Origin of the sequence: Chryseobacterium sp. Leaf404 (genome assembly GCF_001424145.1) — a bacterium.
In the GTDB taxonomy this organism is placed as follows: Bacteria; Bacteroidota; Bacteroidia; order Flavobacteriales; family Weeksellaceae; genus Chryseobacterium.
The window spans coordinates 131,571-150,532 of the sequence record NZ_LMQM01000014.1; the positions used below are offsets into that span (position 1 = coordinate 131,571).

The 18,962-nt window shown below is 34.9% G+C and carries 13 protein-coding genes; 8 read left to right on the forward strand and 5 right to left on the reverse strand.

Annotated elements, in window-relative coordinates; genetic code table 11:
- Positions 1-144: 144 nt before the first annotated feature.
- From ASG31_RS16075 to ASG31_RS16085, 3 genes are all read left to right on the forward strand, one after another.
- A complete protein-coding gene (locus tag ASG31_RS16075) occupies positions 145-1,272 on the forward strand; it encodes an alkaline phosphatase (RefSeq protein ID WP_082504610.1) in 1,128 nt (375 codons plus the stop codon).
- A gap of 290 nt (positions 1,273-1,562) precedes the next feature.
- Positions 1,563-3,344, forward strand: a complete 1,782-nt coding sequence (locus ASG31_RS16080) for an alkaline phosphatase (RefSeq protein WP_056035083.1) — start codon at positions 1,563-1,565, stop codon at positions 3,342-3,344.
- Positions 3,345-3,446: 102 nt separating this feature from the next.
- Positions 3,447-5,255, forward strand: a complete 1,809-nt coding sequence (locus ASG31_RS16085) for a metallophosphoesterase family protein (RefSeq protein ID WP_082504611.1) — start codon at positions 3,447-3,449, stop codon at positions 5,253-5,255.
- 47 nt (positions 5,256-5,302) lie between these two features.
- Here ASG31_RS16085 and ASG31_RS16090 read toward each other — a convergent pair whose 3' ends face one another.
- From ASG31_RS16090 to ASG31_RS16110, 5 genes are all read right to left on the reverse strand, one after another.
- The gene (locus ASG31_RS16090) at positions 5,303-5,620 is read right to left on the reverse strand and encodes a hypothetical protein (protein WP_056035088.1); all 318 of its coding nucleotides are present in this window, start codon (positions 5,618-5,620) and stop codon (positions 5,303-5,305) included.
- A gap of 93 nt (positions 5,621-5,713) precedes the next feature.
- The gene (locus tag ASG31_RS16095; protein ID WP_056035216.1) at positions 5,714-6,139 is read right to left on the reverse strand and encodes a hypothetical protein; all 426 of its coding nucleotides are present in this window, start codon (positions 6,137-6,139) and stop codon (positions 5,714-5,716) included.
- Positions 6,140-6,257: 118 nt separating this feature from the next.
- Entirely contained in the window at positions 6,258-6,809 is a 552-nt protein-coding gene (locus tag ASG31_RS16100) for a hypothetical protein (protein WP_131725574.1), read from the reverse strand.
- A 61-nt stretch (positions 6,810-6,870) separates the two neighbouring features.
- Entirely contained in the window at positions 6,871-12,564 is a 5,694-nt protein-coding gene (locus ASG31_RS16105) for a DUF3320 domain-containing protein (protein WP_056035093.1), read from the reverse strand.
- Positions 12,565-12,699: 135 nt separating this feature from the next.
- A complete protein-coding gene (locus ASG31_RS16110; protein WP_056035097.1) occupies positions 12,700-13,806 on the reverse strand; it encodes a TlpA family protein disulfide reductase in 1,107 nt (368 codons plus the stop codon).
- A gap of 113 nt (positions 13,807-13,919) precedes the next feature.
- On the opposite strand from ASG31_RS16110, the gene ASG31_RS16115 reads away from it, so the two are divergent.
- The 5 genes from ASG31_RS16115 (at position 13,920) to ASG31_RS16135 (ending at position 18,950) form a co-directional block, all read left to right on the forward strand.
- The gene (locus tag ASG31_RS16115) at positions 13,920-14,360 is read left to right on the forward strand and encodes a cupin domain-containing protein (protein ID WP_056035100.1); all 441 of its coding nucleotides are present in this window, start codon (positions 13,920-13,922) and stop codon (positions 14,358-14,360) included.
- 175 nt (positions 14,361-14,535) lie between these two features.
- Positions 14,536-17,052 carry a hypothetical protein gene (locus tag ASG31_RS16120; protein WP_131725575.1) on the forward strand — a complete coding sequence of 839 codons (2,517 nt, stop codon included), beginning with the start codon at positions 14,536-14,538 and terminating at the stop codon, positions 17,050-17,052.
- A gap of 1 nt (position 17,053) precedes the next feature.
- A complete protein-coding gene (locus ASG31_RS16125; RefSeq protein WP_056035109.1) occupies positions 17,054-17,923 on the forward strand; it encodes a hypothetical protein in 870 nt (289 codons plus the stop codon).
- Positions 17,924-17,937: 14 nt separating this feature from the next.
- Positions 17,938-18,462 carry a hypothetical protein gene (locus tag ASG31_RS16130; protein ID WP_056035112.1) on the forward strand — a complete coding sequence of 175 codons (525 nt, stop codon included), beginning with the start codon at positions 17,938-17,940 and terminating at the stop codon, positions 18,460-18,462.
- 47 nt (positions 18,463-18,509) lie between these two features.
- Positions 18,510-18,950, forward strand: coding sequence for a cupin domain-containing protein (locus tag ASG31_RS16135; RefSeq protein WP_056035115.1), 441 nt, complete (start codon positions 18,510-18,512; stop codon positions 18,948-18,950).
- Positions 18,951-18,962: the final 12 nt, after the last annotated feature.

Below are 18,962 nucleotides of genomic sequence, written 5' to 3' on the forward strand. Positions count from 1 at the left end.
TGGATTTGTCTAAATGTCTGGAAGTAAGAATAAAGTCTGTTAACATTGAATTATACTGCTATCGTGTCAATGTTTCGTTTTGATATAATGCCTAATTTTGCCCGTTGATTTTGGAAATAATTAATTATTAAAATAATAATCATTATGAATTATATTTGTAAAAGTCCTAATATAAAGGTGTTTGCGGCTGTTTTAATGCTTCTGTTTGAAACTATAATATATGCGCAAAGTCAAAAACCCATCAATGTCATCTTTATGATTGGTGATGGGATGGGAGTATCTCAAGTAACATCTGCATTTTATTTCGGAGAAGGAAAACCGAATTTTCAACAATTTAAATATGTAGGTCTTTCTGAAACGTCAAGTACTAGCGACCGAATTACAGATTCTGCGGCTGGCGCAACAGCATTGTCCACCGGACAGAAAACCTACAAAAGAGCGATTGGAGTTGACAGGGATTCTGTTGCCATCCCAACAATTCTGGAGCAACTGCGGGATAAAGGTTACAAAACCGGACTGGTCAGCTTAACGAGTCTCACCCATGCAACGCCCGCTGCCTATTACGCACATATCAAAGACCGCGACTGGCACGAGGATATCGCTTTGGATTTTATAAAATCTGATGTCGATTTCGCAGCAGGCGGAGGTCTGAAGTTTTTTACCAAAAGGAAAGATAGCAGAAATCTTTTGAAAGATTTAGCAAAGAAAAATTACAGGATAGACACCGTTTCCCTTTCAAAACCGATTGCCGGAAAAAGAAATTTATACCTTCTGGCTCAGGATGAATTGCCCAATAAAATTCAGGGACGGAAAGATTTCCTTCCGGAAGCTACTCAAGCCGCATTGGATTATTTTTCTGGCGAAAAGAAACCTTTCTTTTTAATGGTTGAAGGTTCGTTCATCGATTGGGGCGGCCACGCAACCAATGCAGAAATGATGGTAAAAGAAGTCCTTGATTTCGATAAAACCATAGGCGTTGTGATGGAATTTATCAGGAAAAATCCAAATACTTTATTGGTTGTAACCGCCGATCACGAAACAGGGGGTGCTAGCATTGGAAAGTTTATGGAAAAAAATGAAGAGACGGGAAAAAAGAAAGAAGTAAAAGATAAAGTACAGGTCAATTTTATAGACAATCAGCACACTGCCGCTTTGGTACCTGTGTTTGCGATGGGAAAAGGAGAAGAATTGTTCTCAGGAGTTTATCCCAACAACACCATTTACCACAAACTGGTAGAAGCTTTAAAAAAATCTGGTGTTTCCGTAAAGTAATTTTTTAATGACCACATGAGAAAACCCTGTCAAGGTTAATCAGCAGCCAAAAAAATAATCTTGATAAGGTTGTATCTTATCTGAAAATGTATTCAAAAAACTTGCTGTTTAATTTTTTTTAATCCAAAACAGAAAGTTTACTTCGACGGAGCAATGACGAACCGACGACGAAGAAACGGCGAAGCGATTGACATCCAAAAAAACCACCAGTTTTTACAACTGTTTAATTTTTTAAACGATCTCATCCTCATCCTCATCCCTAACCTTAACCTTAACCTTAACCTTAAAAAATGATTTCCACAATAAAAAAAATAAGTTTTGCCATCGCTTTTTCAGCGGCGAGTTTTGCTTTTGCACAGAATTATTCAGCGCATTCTCATAACGACTACGAACAGAAAGTGCCGTTTTGGTACGCTTTGGGTTCGGGGGCAAAGTCGATTGAAGTGGATGTTTTTTTAGTGAATAATGAACTTTTCGTTTCGCATGAACAGAAAAATATTCAGAAAGAAAGAACTTTCGATCAACTGTATTTAAAGTCTATTGAAAAAGCTCTTGATGTAGGAATAATCAAAGATCAGCCGGTTCAGATCTTAATTGACCTGAAAACAGATGGCGAACCGACATTAAAGAAAATCGTTGCTGAAATTTCAAAATATCCAAAAATCACTGCTCAGAAAAATATCAGTTTTGTGATTTCCGGAAATCATCCAAAACCCCAAAAATTCACTTCGTATCCTGATTTTATTAAATTTGATTATCAGTCTTTGGAAAATCTTACGCCACAGCAATGGGAAAAAGTAGGACTTTTAAGTTTAAATTTTAAAGCCTATTCTGTCTGGAACGGTAAAGGCGGTCTGACTGAAAATGACCTCCCGAAAGTGACCGAAGTTATCAAGAAAGCCAAATCATTTGGTAAACCATTTCGTTTTTGGGCAATTCCTGATGGTAAGACTTCATGGGAATTTTTTGCGCACGCCGGCGTCGATTTTATCAATACAGACCATCCCAAAGAATGCGCAGATTATCTAAATAAATTAGACCAACGGACTTTCAAAAACACGCTGTACAGTGAAGTTTATCAACCTAAATTTTTATATGAAAATAAAAATGTTCCAGTAAAAAATGTGATCTTACTGATTGGCGACGGAAATGGTTTATCGCAGATTTCGTCTTCGGTTTTAGCCAACAAAGGTCAGTTAACATTAATTCAGCTTAAAAATATTGGTTTAATTAAAACTACAGCAACCGATAATTTTACAACAGATTCCGCAGCGGGAGCCACCGCTTTTGCCACAGGAAAGAAAACCAAAAACAGATTTATCGGCGTAGATTCTGACGGGAAACCGATTCCGAATATGACTGAAGTTTTGTATGAAAACGGCTTCAACACGGGAATTATCACAACAGACGAAATCGTTGGTGCCACACCATCCGCATTTTATGCGCATCAAAAAGACCGCGGGATGGAAAAGGAAATTGCACAGGATTTGACAAAATCTAAACTCACTTTTTTTGCTGCCGGAGGAAAATCTAAAGTTTCAGGTTTAAATCACTTTAAACTCGCCAATAATGCTAATGAGGTGGGAGAAAGCAAAGCAGAGAAGGTGGCATATTACCTCTCAGACAACGGAGTTCCACAGGTTTTGAAAGGCCGTGGAAATCTTCTTGCAGAAACGGTGGAAAATGGTCTGAAGTTTTTAAACAGCAAGAAAAAACCATTTTTTATGATGGTGGAAGCCGCCCAAATCGACAGTGGCGGACACAGCAATAATGTCGGAACAATCGTTACGGAAGGAATTGATTTCGACAGAGCAATTACCAAAGCCATTCAGTTTGCAGACGAGAACGCCGGAACGCTGGTGGTGATTACGGCAGATCACGAAACGGGCGGTTTCAGCATTCCACATGGAGATATGAAAAGCAGCACGATTGAAGGAGATTTCACTACAGATGACCATTCGGCGACATTAATTCCTGTGTTTTCTTACGGTTCCGGTTCTGAAAATTTCACGGGCGTTTATGAGAACAATGAGATTTTTCATAAGATTTTGAAGTCTTTGAAACTGCAGTAAATTGGCTTACGCAGATTTTGCAGATTGAGCTGATTATTAAGATTTGCTGAATCAGCCTAATCTGCGTGAGATTTTTTTTATTAAAATTTAAAAAATATCGGTTTGAAAACGTTTTTAAAACTCCTTGTAATCATCTTTTATCTAAATCATTTTACGGTTTGTGCTCAACGAACTCCCGTAAAGATTGTATTTCTTGCAGATGTACATTTTCAGGATCTGTATGGTGAATTTTCAGACTCTGATTTTAAGGGAATAGATAATCCGAAAACTGGAAAGAAAACCATTCTCAGAACAATGGATTCTCAACTTCATTCGACCAGAATTTTTAATGAAAATTATTTTGCTTTCATTGCTGCTTTGGATGATATTGCAAAGAGAAATATTAAAATTGTTGTACTTCCAGGAGATTATACGGATGACGGACAGGCCTACAATCTCCGTGGTTTAAGGAAAATTTTGGAGGGATATCAGAGAAAATATCAGATGCGGTTTTTCATCACAACCGGAAATCATGATCCTGTCGGGCCATTTCTGAAGCAAGGCGGAAAATCTGATTTCATGGGCGAAAATGGGGGAGAACTTTCGATTGTAAGTGATGAAAATTTAATTAAAGATAAAAATTTAAAGGCAATTATTACTAAAGATATTGCGATGTCAGGTTACTTGGAAATTCTGAATGAACTGAAGAATTTTGGTTTTGCACCAACGGAAAAAGATCTGTTTTGGCAAACGCCTTTCACTAAAAATTCTTTTGAAAACTACAGTTACAAAACGGCTTCAGAAGATGCTCGTTATGAAAACAGAATGTATGAAGTGCGTTCAGGATTTTCCGTTCCCGATTTTTCTTATGTTGTCGAACCTGTAAAAGGAATCTGGCTTTTGGCTATTGATGGAAACACTTATATTCCCAAAAATCTAAACGCAAATCCTACTGATGAAAGCAATTACAACGGTGCATCCATCGGATATAACAATGTTTTGACTCATAAAAAACATCTGTTTGCGTGGGTTGAAAAAATTGTCAGTGAAGCGGAAAAACAACACAAAACTCTGATTGCTTTCACGCATTATCCGATTCTGGATTTTAATGATAATGCAGATTCTGAAATCAAACAGTTTTTAGGCGAAAACAAATGGCAAATGGATCGGGTTCCACAGGATGAGGTTGCAGAACTGTTTGCAAAAGCAGGTTTGAAGCTCCATTTTGCGGGGCACATGCACATTAATGATACGGGAATTAAGAAGTTCAATGATGGAAAAATGCTTGTCAATATTCAGGTGCCTTCTTTGGCGGCATATATTCCTGCGTACAAAATTCTGACAGTGAATTCGCAGGATGAGTTTGAAGTGGAAACAATTTCAATAAAAGATGTTCCTCGGTTTGATGAACTGTTTCCGCTGTATGAAAAAGAATTTGAAAATTTAAAAGTTATAAACTCAAAAAACATCTGGAACAAAGATATTTTAAAGATAAAAAACTATCAGGATTTCACATTATTTCATTTGAAAGAACTGGTGCGTTTGAGATTAATTCAATCAGATTGGTCAAAATATTTTATTGAAAAAGCGTCAAAACTTTCGGGTAAAGATTTGCTCGAATTAAGTTTAGGAAATTCTAAAAACTTAAGTAAATTCAACACAAAAAGTTTTGAGAGATGGAAGTTTGAAGATGCGCTTTTAAACCTTTACCAATTTCAATCTGCAGATGAACTGGCAAAAAAAGATATTCCGAAAAAAAGGCTTGAGCAATATAGGATTTTAGAACAGAATTTTGATAATTTGAAAACGGAAGACAAATTTTTAAATCAGCTTAAAACGTTCTTTAAAATTTTAGAAAAACTCTCTTCCGGAGATGCTTCTGATCATTTTAAAATAGATTTTCAAAAAGGAGAAGTTGTGAGATTGAGGTGATGGTTAGCATTAGATTTATTCCCAATATCCAAATTCATTAAAGTAATCTAAGCAAGTTCTCCCTTTTTTAATTCTGCTTCACAAATCAAGCAAAACAGATCTTCGCGCAAAACACGGTTGAGTCTGTAATCGAGGATGGCTCTTATTTCAAGATCAAAGTCCTGCTCGGCAACAGTTTTTTTTGGATCTGATGTTTTACCAGCCAGAATTTTAGGAATTATTGGATTTTGCGATTCTGTTTTTACGATGCTTTGCTTCAAAGTTGTTGTGACAGAATCTGCTTTAGATTGATTTTCATGCGGCTGGCTTTGCGCAAAAGTAAAATGACAACTCAATAGAAATATGATGGGTAAAAACAGTTTCATCGATGATAATTTGTGAAAACTAAGGTAAGAAAAATATGCTCTTATTGTTCTCTTGTTTGTGATTTTTTTAAAGACAACTTCTCATATAGGAATTTACAAATTCCTAAAACGATACGGAATCTTCACAATATCAATCACCTTTTGTCCCTGACTGTTTTTTCCGGCAGTCCATTTCACATCCTGAGTTGATTTTGTCGCAGCATTTTTTACTTCTTTATTGAAAATTTCATTTTTTCCGTAGGTTGAAATATTGAGAACATTTCCCTGCTTGTCTATCTTTAAAATGATTTCAGTATTCAAAGTTGCTCCTTGATTTTTCAAATTATTTCTGTTGATATTTTGGTCAATTATTTTTAAAAAAGCTTTATTTCCATTTGGAAATTGTGCCGGAAAGCTCACTCTTGGCGGTGGCGGTACAGACTGATCTTGCGGTTGCGAAGATTGGTAGCGGTCTGCTATTTTTTGAGAAAAGCTGTTGGAGAAGAGTAAGAGAGTTGGGAGTAAGAGTATTTTTTTCATAATCATATTTTAGGATTTTTAATAAATTATTACAACATTTCACTCGTGAAGATAATATCTGCCCGTTTAAAACTCAAAATTAGTATAATCTTTTCTGAGTTTATAATTGTAACTTTTTCTAATTGTTTTCTACTTTGCTTTTAATCTCAGAAATTTCAGGATATTTTACGGAATAAATTATATCGTATTTGTCTCCTTTTTTAAATCGGCTATTATAATTATAAATTCCTTTTTTAAAAATACCGTCTTGGGTTCTGTATTGAAATATTGCCCAGATTTTCCACCCACCTCTTGTATGTCTGCTTTCCAGATTTATTACTTCTGCGATAGATTTTCCGGTTGGTTCATTATTTAATATGTTTTGAATCCTTTTATCAGTTAAGTTTCCAGTAACAATAATTGAAAAGAACATTCCAATAATTGCAAAACCTATTATTGTAGTATTCTTAATAGTTTGTGTTATCCATAGCATTTTATTTGCGCTGAAATTTGGTTTTTTAAAATTGTAATACTTTCCAAATAGTGAAAAAGTAATGATTAACCAACCACAAAAAAAAGCGAAGTAGCTTATTATTCCCAAAAAAATGTTGTCCTTATAACCAAAAAAGAAGACTATTAAAAAGCCTACAGAGATTAAAAGTATTCCATACAAGAAAGATTTATTTTTCAATTTAAATATTTTATTGTTTAATAATTTCAAGGTTCGCATATCCAATAAATGCAGCACTAATTCACCCCAAACCAATCCTCCCATCAACCTCCTTCAGCATCCCTTTCCCAATCAAATCCTCCACACAAAACTTCACCACCGCATCAATCTGCGAGCCCACTTTTGAAAAACCAAAAGTCTTGCAAACGGCACGAACCAATTCCTCTTTATTTAAGCTTAAATTCGAATGCATCAATTCCATCATCGCCACCGAAATTTCTTCAGGTGCAATCTCATCAATCAACCTTTTTTCTGCGGAATTATCTCGGTAAAAATCGAGATTTTGAGGTTGTGAATTTTCGCTCCAGTAAAATTTCTGGTAACTTTCCGTGGTTTGAATATTCGGAATAGAAGCCAAAGTTTCCAAAAGATAGGTATTCAGTTTTCCGCCGGCTCGCGACGTGTTCCAAAGCTTAAGAATCTTCCTGAACAAAGCATTCTGACTAATCGGCGATTCTGTATCAATGATGGTTTTTAACTGACTTAAAAGCGTCTGTCTGTTTTCAAAATGATAAATCGATTCTGAATTGGCATTGGCCTCCGGACTCAAATTTGCAACAACATAAGAAACCATTTTTGAAGGTTGTTCGTCCTCCGCAACCTCACTCAGATAGATTTTTTCAAAAGTTTTCAGTTCGGTAATTTCTTCCTTTTTTTCTTTAACCTGAGTTTTGATTTTTTCTAATTCGATCTTGATTTTTTCAACAATTTTCTCTTTATTTTTAATCCAGTCCAACGTCCAGATCCTGAAAACATTCCAGCCGAGACCTTTCAGTACATTCGGAACCAGCAGTTCACGGTCATTGGTCGTGTGGATGTTAAAATAATTTTCACTGTCCAGCAAAATCGCCAGAAGATATTCGCTTTCATTTTCAGGATCGATGATTCCGATGTCGATTTTATATTCTGAAGTGCCAATGTTGGTTTTTATTTTCAAGCCTTTTTCTTCAAGCGTTTTCGCAACAGCATTCACCATCAGTTTTTGCTGATTGACGCTTTGATTTGAGTTGTAATACACCAGTCCTTTTTCAGAAAAATTCAAAAAGTTTTTCAATCCCAAAACACCTTCCGAGCTGGTTCTGTTCATGTCAATCTGGTCGCCTTTTAACGAAGAAAACACTTTCATTTCATAACGCGCTCTCGTCACAGCAACATTCAGTCGTCTCCAGCCACCGTCACGGTTGAGCGGACCAAAATTCATTGAAACTTTCCCATCTTCATCGGGTCCGTAGCCAATCGAGAACAGAATTATATCTCTTTCGTCACCCTGTACATTTTCCAGATTTTTAATGAAAATAGGTTCTTCAGAATTGATTGCAAATTCTTCCAAATGCGGATTTTCCTGAAATAATTTCTGCAGCAAATCTTCAATTAAACTTTGCTGAGTCTGGCTGAAAGTCACGACCCCAATCGACTTTTTATCTTTCTTTTCGAGATGATTTTTAATGTATTGAATAATCGCTTCTGCTTCATTTTTATTGGTTCTCGTTTTTCCCTTGTCGTAAAATCCATCAATAAATTCAAAGGTCACTTTTCGGTTTAAATCGTCCGGAGAGGGGAATGTGAGCAATTTATTGTCATAAAAATGAGCATTGGAGAACGAAATTAAACTTTCATGCTTACTTCGGTAATGTCTCAGCAAATAATTCGATGGAATTGAAAGCGCTAAACAATCATCGAGAATACTTTCCAAATCTTCCAGTTCAAAATTTTCTTCATCCACTTTCTGGGAAGCAAAGAAACTCGTCGGCGGCATCTGTTTCGGATCGCCTACAATAATTGCCTGCTTTGCCCTCGCCAAAGCACTGACCGCCTCAGAAGTCGGCAGCTGCGAAGCTTCATCGAAAATCACCAAGTCAAAATGCTCTTCATTCACATCAAAATACTGCGCTACCGAAATCGGACTCATCAGCATACACGGTTTCAGTCTCGGAATTAAAGTCGGAATTTGGTCAAATAATTTTCTGATGGATAAACCCCTGCCTTTATTGCGAATCGCTTTCTGCAAAATCCCAATTTCAGAGCTTTGGACGGCTTCCTGAGAAAAATTCGGAATACGGTCGCTGAGCTTCATCGTCAGCTGATTTTTCGTGAGTTCAGTAAATTCTTTGTGCAGATTTTTATACTGCTGAATCTGAGATTCGTAAATACTGGCGTCAAAACCATTCAAAGTTCCCGAACTGTAAATAGTTTTAATGAATAAATTCAGATGAATGATTTTTTCAAATTCCAATTCAAGAGATTCTGTATCGAGCCAGCCTTTTTCAAGGAAACCGATGAACCAGTTTACGTTTAAATCCTGTGCTTTTTCTTTTAAACCATTAAAATTAATCCAGTCTTCCAGCTGATGAATATTCTGTACAACCGTCTGCAAATCGGCTTCATTAGGTATTTCTTCTACATATTTCAATAAATTGTTTTCTGCATCGTAAAGTTCTTTCAGCTTTTCAACATGGTCAGAAATATTCAGACTGTTGTTTTGTTTTGATGAAAAATCTTTCAGCCATTCAGGGAAATTTCTGATGGCAATTTTTTGGGCTAAATCTTTCGCGTTTTCAATGGTTTTTAAATCTTTCTCAATCGCAGAAACGTCAAACGAATTTCCGTTAAAATAAAGATTCGTCACCGGTGAAATTGCGTTGTAATGAAGATTTGAAAGTTTATTTTTAAGCTGCTGATAATTTTCAAGCTTCTCAAAAAGTCCGTCAATCTGCACATCAGATTCCATTCCTGATTTGGCGTAACCGTTCAGTTGCTGCTTGACTTTCTTCTGTTTAAACCATTTTGGAATAAACCAAGTGTGCTTTGCCTGATTCCAGATTAATTTCAACGAAACAAAGTCAATATTTAAAATGGATGAATTGAAACTGGCAGTAATTTGACTTTCAATCTGCTGAAACTGTGTCTGCTGTGACATCCAGTTTTTAAATAAATTCAGTTGACCTTCATTAAAAACCAAATCAACCAAACCGGATTTTACAGGATTATCTTTTAAAAACTCAAGAATTTCCACACTGTCCGCATTGGAAACTTCCTCGAGCTGGAACTGCTTTTTTATCTCCTCGGTTACATTTTTCTTTTCATTAAACTGAGAAATCGCCGAGAGAATCAGTTTTTTATTTTCAAACTGATGACTTGAAGTTTTTATCGGCCGCAAAGCATGAAGCGAAGGCTGCCCGATTTTCTGCACAATCGATGCAAACGGAATGAGCCAGTCTTTCCACTGATTCCAGTTGAACACATCGGCACTTTCCAAAGGAAAATTGATATGAAAACGTTCATCAGCTTTTACGTGATTTGTTTCCAGAAAGGCAATCGTTTCAAATAAGCTCCAGCCAATCGGGAATTTCTGATGCAGATCATTCACATATTTTCCAAGCTCTTTTCTGCGTTCGTCGAGCCGTTTTGCCTCTTCGTGATAATCGGCGTTGATTTTATATTTCGGAACTTCCAAAGTTCTTTCAAACTGTTTCAGAACATCCGACTTTTTGGATTTATTGGAATGCAGTTCGAGACAGAATGCCCCCAGACCAATATTTTCCAGACGGTTGTGAACGACATCCAAAGCGGCCTTTTTAGCAGCCACGAAAAGTACTTTTTTATCATTCGACAAAGCATCGGCGATGATGTTGGTAATCGTCTGCGATTTTCCCGTTCCTGGAGGCCCGTGTAGAATAAAGCTTTTGTTGAGGTTGGCATTTTTTACGGCGTTTAGCTGAGAGTTATCTGTAGAAATCGGCAAAACCAATTCGGATGCTGGAATGTTTTCCAAACTTTCCACATCGTTTTCTACACTTTCCAAAGTTCCGGTCAGTCGCCCATCAATCAGACTTTTTACAATCGAAGATTTCTGAATTTCTTCAGAATATTTTGAAATATCCTGCCAGAGAATCAATTTATTAAATGAGAAAATCCCCAAAACCAACTGCTCCAGAACATCCCAACCTTCAAGATTCAGAACGGCATTTCTGATAATCGCCAAAACTTTTGGAACATCTACTCCGGATTCGTCCATCGGAAGATTTTCGAGGCTGTTGATGTTGAGTTTAAATTCCTGTTTTAAATATTCAAGCAACGTAATGTTAATCATCGTTTCCTCCTCACGGCTTCGAAGCGTAAATTTAGAATTCACCGACTTCCGTGACAGTTCGACGGGAATCAGTAAAAGTGGAGCAAGCCTTGGGATGTCTTTATTTTTGGGTTCAAACCATTTCAATAAACCGATTCCCAAATACAAAGTACTTTTTCCGTTCTCTTCCTCGGCAAGTTTTGCGCTTCGGTAAAGGTTGGTGAGGATATTATCGAGGTCATCCTGATGATAATAGGTGAGGAGTCGGTTGTATTTAAACTCATCCTGAGTCATTTTAAAAAGCGGCTGCGACTGATGTAAAGGTTCGCCGTAAAGACTGTATTTTCTGAGAACCGCCTGATTGTTATCGGGATGAATGGTGAAAGATTTTCCGTCGGCGAGGCTGTCTTCGAGCACATTGATTTTCGTATCGATCAACTGGAGCATGCTTTTGGTAAAGCGCAGATTCAGAAGGTTGTTTCTGAGCGAAAGATCGAGCAGTTTTCTTTCCCAGACTTTTTGTTTGGTTAAATTTGAAAAATCCGTCACTTCGAGGTCGTCGTACTGCGTTCCCAAATCAAAATCCTGATCGAGCTCAGTTGAATGTTGAATAGAACTGAAATCCTGAGTTTTTAATGTTTCATTTTTCAGAAGTGGGAGAGGAGAAATTCCCGCCGACCGTGCGTTTTTAATATCTAAAGACAACAGAAATCTTGAAGAATCCATCAGTTGGGTTTCGGCAGAATTCATCGCATCTTTGAACGAAATGTTGCTTCCTCGGCAAAGGCTGGTCGATTCAATTAAAGCAATTTCTTTAATTCCCGAAGCAATCCTTTTGGAGATTGCCGCCTGATCAAAATTAACCATTCCATCGAATCGCTGATCATCCAACCAGACTCCGACAAAAGCGTGACCTTCTGTTACCACGATTATTGGATTTAAATCAATAGCTTCCAGACACGCCGCAAACAAAAGGGAAATATCGATACAGTTTCCGAATTTTGTTTCTAAAACAGTGTCCACAAGCCTGATTCTTTGTCCGTTCTTTTCAAAACTTGGCGGCATCGCGCTGTAAATTAGATCCAGATTCTGAATGGCTTTGTAAATCGCCGAAACCATCTGCAAAACCCTTTCTTTGCTTTTCTGCTGATACCCTTCAAACGACGGCGTGAGTTTATTTCTCGCCAAAATATCAATCGCATCGGCTTTCAGTTTGTACAGTGAAGTAGTATTGGAAAGGACATACGAAGCCAGAAGTTGGGGGTAAGACTGCAATCCACCGAAATAATCCATCGGCAGCACTTCGATGCTGAAAGTTTTTTCAAAAATCGATTCGCCATCTTTAAAAACCTGAATTTTTATCTGATCTAAATCTTTTTCCGTCAGTCTTTTCAGCAAAGCATTATCAAAGACAAAATTGAAAAGCGAGATTTTGTACTGTGCATTCGCCTTGATTTTATCAATATAAACATCGTATTTTTGAAATAAACCCAATGAAGAACTGATCTGAAGATTGAGATTTTCAAGATCTTCAGTCACGTCTCTGAAAGCAATGCTCTGCAGAAAAGGATATTGGTTTAAGCAAAAAGTATAGTTGAAATAAGTGCTGTGCTGTATCTGTAAGTCAAACGGAATAATCTGATTCATAAATGTTTTTTGTGATTGTCATTCTCTTTTTTGGGAGATAATGCAATTTAGAAATAAAACAGATATTGACAAAATGGATGTGTTTTAAGTTAGTACTGTTTTTTCAAAAATGACTGGATATTTTCATAGTAAAAATTATTCAACGTATTTTTTTATTTCTTCTTCAATCTGATCTAGCTCACCCAATTTTCTGGCTACAATTTTTCCATTGCGGTCAACCAATATTTGTAGTGGATATCCTGAAGCATTGAGTTTTTTTGGAAATTCCTTTTTCGTATCAAAGTAATTTTTCCAGGCAACATTGTTTTTCTTCAAAATCTCTGTCGCTTTTTCCATATTTTCTTTTTTATTCTCATCAGTCACGCTGATGAAATTAACCCCTTTTTCTTTAAATTTTTTGTGAAGTTCAACCAGCTTTGGCAGATCTTCAATGCAGGGTTTACAAGTAATAGACCAGTAGTCAATTAGAGTTAAATTATATTCAGAAAAGTCAGATTTTGAAATCATTGAGTTTTTATCAAACACGACATCCGGAAAATTTCCGTTAACTCCGGTTGAGTTTTCTATGGCAATAATTTTTTTAAATTCATTATAGCTGAAGTTTTTCTTTACCTCTGAAGAGAATAGAGCCAATGATGTGATATAGGACTTATGAAACTGAAATTTGGAAAAATCACTTACAATTTCCCAAAATGCAACAATCGAGTTTGGGTTTTTCCTGATATAGCTTTGCAGAAATTTCTGTTTAGCTTCGATATCAGTTGGATTATTATTTTGGAATGGCTTTAATTTATTGTCAAAATTTTCTAACTGTTTTTTTAAGGTCAAGTATTCTTTATTGGAAGGAGTTTCCGTCTCCAAAACCGAGCTTATATTGTTTTCCTTGTTTATACTTATCTCAATGTTGCCTTTTTCTATGAAAAAAGGTTTTGTCATGTAGCCTCCGTTAATTTTAGGATCGTAATATGAAATCTCGAAGGGATGAGGATACTCAATTTTTCCTGTAATAGTATTTTCGTCTGCAATTTTAATTTTGACATAACTATTTTCCTCATTGAAAATGACATTTTTTGTAGTAACAATATCGTAGCTATAAATATTTCTTATATTTCCTGTACTCGTTGGAGGTCCCATAAATAAAGAATCTTTCTCAAATTCAGGTGCGTCAATTTTTAAACTAAAATTGTTCTGAGAAAAAAGCAGTGAACTTAGAAGCGAAAATAATAGTAGGTAGTTTTTCATCGTTTTAATTCATTAACTTTTCAAAATTAAGTGAAAATTATTGATGAGAATTAAAAAACTTTTATTAAATTATTTTATTGAGATTTTTAAATTTAATAATTAATTACCTACGGATGAAAAGACTAACTCAATTTATATCTGCCATTATCATCAGTTTTCTGTTCCAACAGAATTTAAATGCTCAAAAAGTTGAAACAGTGAAAGAACCAATCGATTACACCATCGAAAATTGTGTCACCGAGTTTGATCTGTCGAAAGCAAAGAAAACAAATTCAGGTTATCAATATTGGTTCGCCGATAAGAAATTCACAGAAGAGAATACTTTAAAAATGAGCATCGTAGAACCAAGAAAATCCACACACGCGCCACACCGACATCCTGAGGAGGAATTTTTTTATATTCTCGAAGGTAAGGCTGCATTTTATCTCAACGGAAAAACTGTGGAAGTCGGTCCAAATACGAGTCTGTATTGTCCGCCAAATTCAGAACATGGAATTAGCAATGCGGGGGATAAGGATTTGAAGTATCTGGTTATTAAAAAGGATTTGAAATAGAATTACAATTTATTTTTTGACTGTAAATTTCTGAATGGTCAATAATAAAAATGATAATTCAATTATATCAATGTTTCTTTTTATTATTTCGATCAAATTCATCTTTGCGAAATTTAACTTGGTTTCCAATTGCAAAAGGAAAAATGATAAATACTAAAACGAGCAGAAAAATTATTTGGAACAACATATTTCATTTTTAAGTAAAGTTATTAAATTTTATGTGGCAACTCATATGCTTCCAATGAAAATTGGTGAGCAATATTCTGAAAAATATGGTAAAATTGACACAGAAACAAGTTTTGAAAATTTGGAATTTGAAATTGAACTGACCGATGAAAACCATAATCCTCTACTTGAAGATCCTATCTTAAAAGGTAAACTTGTTGATTATTCGCCAATTGTAAAAGAGGCAGAGGGTCATACAAGAATTTCAAATGGAACTGCAAATATTCAGTATGAATTCCCAATTTTAATAGATACTAAATGGAAAGATGATATTCATACTAAAGATGAAAAAACTAAAGCTTATTCTGTAACAATAAAAATAGTCAATACTAAAACAAAACACGAATATTTTTTCACACCCAACATGAGCCAGATACGTAGGGTTGCGGATAATAAAAGAGATTTTGATGACATTGAAGTCTCACCAATATTTATGGTAAAATATGAATCTATGGACACTATTCTTTCTCAGATGGAAGATAAAAAAAGTAATATGATTCAATACATAGGTGATATCGACTACAGCTATAAGGAATCAAATCCTTGCGCATATTCTAAAATCACAATTAATAATGGTGAAAAAGATTTCGAAGTCTTTAATGAATATAAGCTTTCGGTGAAGAAAATTAAAGATGATACACAACGAATTGTTGATATAGTTTGTGGAGATAAAGAAACAAAAGATATTAAAATATCTGCAATGTTTCTGCTCTCAAAAGATGGCGCTGAGGATCATGTCAGAACTGATAAAAATGGATTTAAATGTCAAATGATTTTAAATGATGGGAAACTACATGATGGCATTTATGATGTTTTCAAAATGAATTGGATTGTGGGGCAGTGGGTACCATCTAAAGATCCTGCACTTTTTGCAGAACATTACATGAAAATGATTGGTTTAGGACAAAAACCATCCTTTTTTCACCCTTCGAATGGATCCTCTTCTCCAAAATTAGAATGGAACAAATCTGACCAGGAAGCCAAAGGAATAGAATCTCCAGATAAAAAGGATTATCAAACTGTTTCTGTCGCAGGAGTTCAAGGATTATCAGAGGGAACAGATTATACCTTAAATGAGGCAGATGATTCTATCACTTTAAAATTAAAATATAATTACAATAAATCTTATGATGATAATATTTTAAATTATCTCTATGGTGAGCAAGAGTATCTAACAAAGGGATTTTTTGACGAAAATTTTAAAAATATCTGGGTGATTAGATATTTATTAAAATGGGTGAAAAATGAACGGATCTCACAAACTTATTTTGTTCCCGTTACCACTTGCAGATACCCCAACCAGATTGCGAAAATTGGAGTTTATCCTGATATGAAATGGGTAATCAACTTTAATTATAATATTGAAACACCTCTTTATTATAAAGCATCTACTCCATTAGTAGAACATTATAGTGGCTTTAATGAAGGAAAAATAAATACATCAAACAACAATAAAAGAAAAGAAATTTTAGATAAAAAAGTATCTAATGGCTTACAACATTATGTAGGCAGAAAAACTACATTTGGTCTATATGTTGAGTGTGAAGTTTCTGGTGAAGATGACGTATTCAAACTTGGAAATGAATTTGGTGAAAAGTACAGAGAAATGTGTGCTCCTCTTTTGTGGATGGTCAACAAATTAGATAGTGACTTGGGTGTTTCAGATGCTAAAAAAGAAGCTGGAAAAATTAGGACTGGGTCAGCGCCAAAAGGTTTAAAAGCTAGATTAAGTGCTCTACCTATGAGTTTTACCCTTAATCCACCCAGCTTAAGTTTAGGTTTTGGAATTGGTTATTCAACATCTCAAAATGGAAATATAACTTATGAGGTTGATGCGAGAATAAAAGCGGATCCAATTATTGGAGCTAAAGTAACCTTAGATGTATTAGCTTTAGGGAGTAAATTAAAACCGTGGGGAGCTATTATTGATGCACTTGATATAGCATCTTGGCTCATAAATTTTTGCAGTGCTGGAAAAATCGAAATTGATTATAAAGTTGAAGTAAGGTTTACTGCTGAGATAAAATTAGTAGGTAAAAAAACAAAAGAGGAAACAGAAACAGAACCAGCCGAATATGAGTCCGAAGCAAAATTTACATATAATTTTGCAGACAGAAACTTAGATTTCCATGGAGGAATACAAGGGCCAATATTAGGTGAAATCGAAATTAGTACCTCTGTGAAAATTAAAGCAAATATTAAAGACGCACAAGGAAAGCCAGCCGAAGAACCTAAAGATGTGGCCGAATTAAGTATAGGTGTTAAAGCAAGTTCCTCAGTTACACTTACATGTCCATTTAAATTAAACAAAGAGGGCAAATTAGATTTAGACTTAGAATTTTCAGGTGTCAAGTTAGAAATCTGGTTTAAAGCCGGCTTAAATATGGATGAAGAGGATTCCGAAGAGCCAGACAAAATTGTACCTTTAATACCTAAAGTAAATTTTAAAGAATCAATTGAATTTTAGTATGAAACAAGTTGCAATATTAATTATCGTGCTTTTCATTTCATGTGGAAACAAAGAAAGTATAAAAACAAAAGAGCAATTAACTGAATATAATTACAAAAAAGGAATTATGAAGAAAACGTATTTTGCAGATTTCAATTTCAGAGGAGATTTCGAAATAATCTTTAATGGTTTATCTATAAAAAGAAATAGTAGTGATGGTGTATCAAATGGTTTGGAGTATTTAAATCCATTTATTGAAAAATCTGGAAAACAAACAATCACTTTATTGTTAAAACCTGCGTCAGGCAAAATATTACCGTCAGAAATTAAAGATTATTATATAGATATTGTATATACTGATAACGGAGAGTCATCACCTATACATAAAGTTATGAGATGTTCTTTTCCTCAGTCAGACAAAGCAGTTGAATCTCTAATGGATACTTGGACATTTGACGCAGAAGTTCCCTTTGATATTTCTACTTTAAGTGATGCAAAAGATTTAAAAGATGAGAAACCGGAAGAGCTTCTCAAAGCGGTAGTTTCAGAATATGAAAAAGTAAGTTCTTTTATTAACAGTGGAAATATCACAGAATATATGAATTTATATAAAAAATCAAGAGAAAGGGAAATGATATCTATGTATTATGATGATACTAAAAAAAAGGAATATTTAAGCAGTCTTCAGCAAAGGGCATCATCATCAAAAGGATTTATGCAATTATTATCAGAGTATAAACTTTTAATTCATCCTAATAATAAAGTTGTCAGTTTAACTAACTCACAAGGGAAATCTCCATTATTTTCGAAGGACAAGGAAGGTAAGATAAAGACCTATGGTTTACAATTATACCGTTCAAAAACTACAGGAAAATTGGAAGTTTATTAATGAAATTTTAAAGTATGAACAAGTTAATCGCATTATTTCTTCTCTCGATATTTTATAATCCCATTTTTTCGCAAAAAAAAGAAAATCCTCCAGAAGTAAAAGTTGAATCAAAAAGATATCATGTGGTATATGATGAGAATGCCTCGTATACTTACATTTTAAACACTGAAAAAATCAAAGTTTTGAAGCCTGAGACAACAATAATAAAAGTCTTAACTTTCAAAAACGAAAAGCTGGCATATCTCAGCATGGTTTATGTACCTGAAGAGGTACAGCTTGTAGATCACGACTTATATAAGACAAATTTTAAGAGAAGAATTTCCGATGAAATTCCATTAAAAGTGAATATCGATTATGACAAAATAGTTTTGACAAATAAAGATTTTAAGCAAAACTTGACTTTAAAGATTATGGGAGAATATGATAATATTTCGTTAAAAAATATTAAAACAGGAGAGGTTTTTATCAGTAATAATCCGGTCATTAAAAATTCCAGAGACAATAGAGTTCCACTTTATAAATCATCTGCTACCAAATAAGTGATAGCGGAATCATTATTATCAGATTTTTTTTCATATTATTAAAAATGAAAAAGTTACCCCAAATTATACCGGCCATCATCATCAGTTTTCTGTTTCAGCAGAATGTAAATGCCCAAAAAGTTGAAAATAAGAAAGAACCAATCAATTACACGATAGAAAACTGTGTCAATGAGTTTGATCTGTCGAAAGCGAAAAAAACAAATTCCGGTTATCAATATTGGTTTGCTGATAAGAAATTCACTGAAGAAAATACTTTGAAAATGAGTATTGTAGAACCCGGAAAATCTACCCACGCGCCACACCGACATCCTGAGGAGGAATTTTTTTATATTCTGGAAGGAAAGGCTGCGTTTTATCTCAACGGTATAACTGTGGAAGTCGGCCCAAATACGAGTTTGTATTGTCCACCCAATTCAGAGCATGGAATTAGTAATGCGGGAGATAAGGATTTGAAGTATCTGGTGATTAAAAAGGATTTGAAGTAAATTTATCGTAGA

Coding starts and splice junctions, on each gene's coding strand:
- ASG31_RS16080 (WP_056035083.1), top strand. CDS start 1,563: ATGATTTCCACAATAAAAAAAATAAGTTTTGCCATCGCTTTTTCAGCG.
- ASG31_RS16135 (WP_056035115.1), top strand. CDS start 18,510: ATGAAAAAGTTACCCCAAATTATACCGGCCATCATCATCAGTTTTCTG.
- ASG31_RS16075 (WP_082504610.1), top strand. CDS start 145: ATGAATTATATTTGTAAAAGTCCTAATATAAAGGTGTTTGCGGCTGTT.
- ASG31_RS16110 (WP_056035097.1), bottom strand. CDS start 13,806: ATGAAAAACTACCTACTATTATTTTCGCTTCTAAGTTCACTGCTTTTT.
- ASG31_RS16105 (WP_056035093.1), bottom strand. CDS start 12,564: ATGAATCAGATTATTCCGTTTGACTTACAGATACAGCACAGCACTTAT.
- ASG31_RS16090 (WP_056035088.1), bottom strand. CDS start 5,620: ATGAAACTGTTTTTACCCATCATATTTCTATTGAGTTGTCATTTTACT.
- ASG31_RS16115 (WP_056035100.1), top strand. CDS start 13,920: ATGAAAAGACTAACTCAATTTATATCTGCCATTATCATCAGTTTTCTG.
- ASG31_RS16125 (WP_056035109.1), top strand. CDS start 17,054: ATGAAACAAGTTGCAATATTAATTATCGTGCTTTTCATTTCATGTGGA.
- ASG31_RS16095 (WP_056035216.1), bottom strand. CDS start 6,139: ATGAAAAAAATACTCTTACTCCCAACTCTCTTACTCTTCTCCAACAGC.
- ASG31_RS16130 (WP_056035112.1), top strand. CDS start 17,938: ATGAACAAGTTAATCGCATTATTTCTTCTCTCGATATTTTATAATCCC.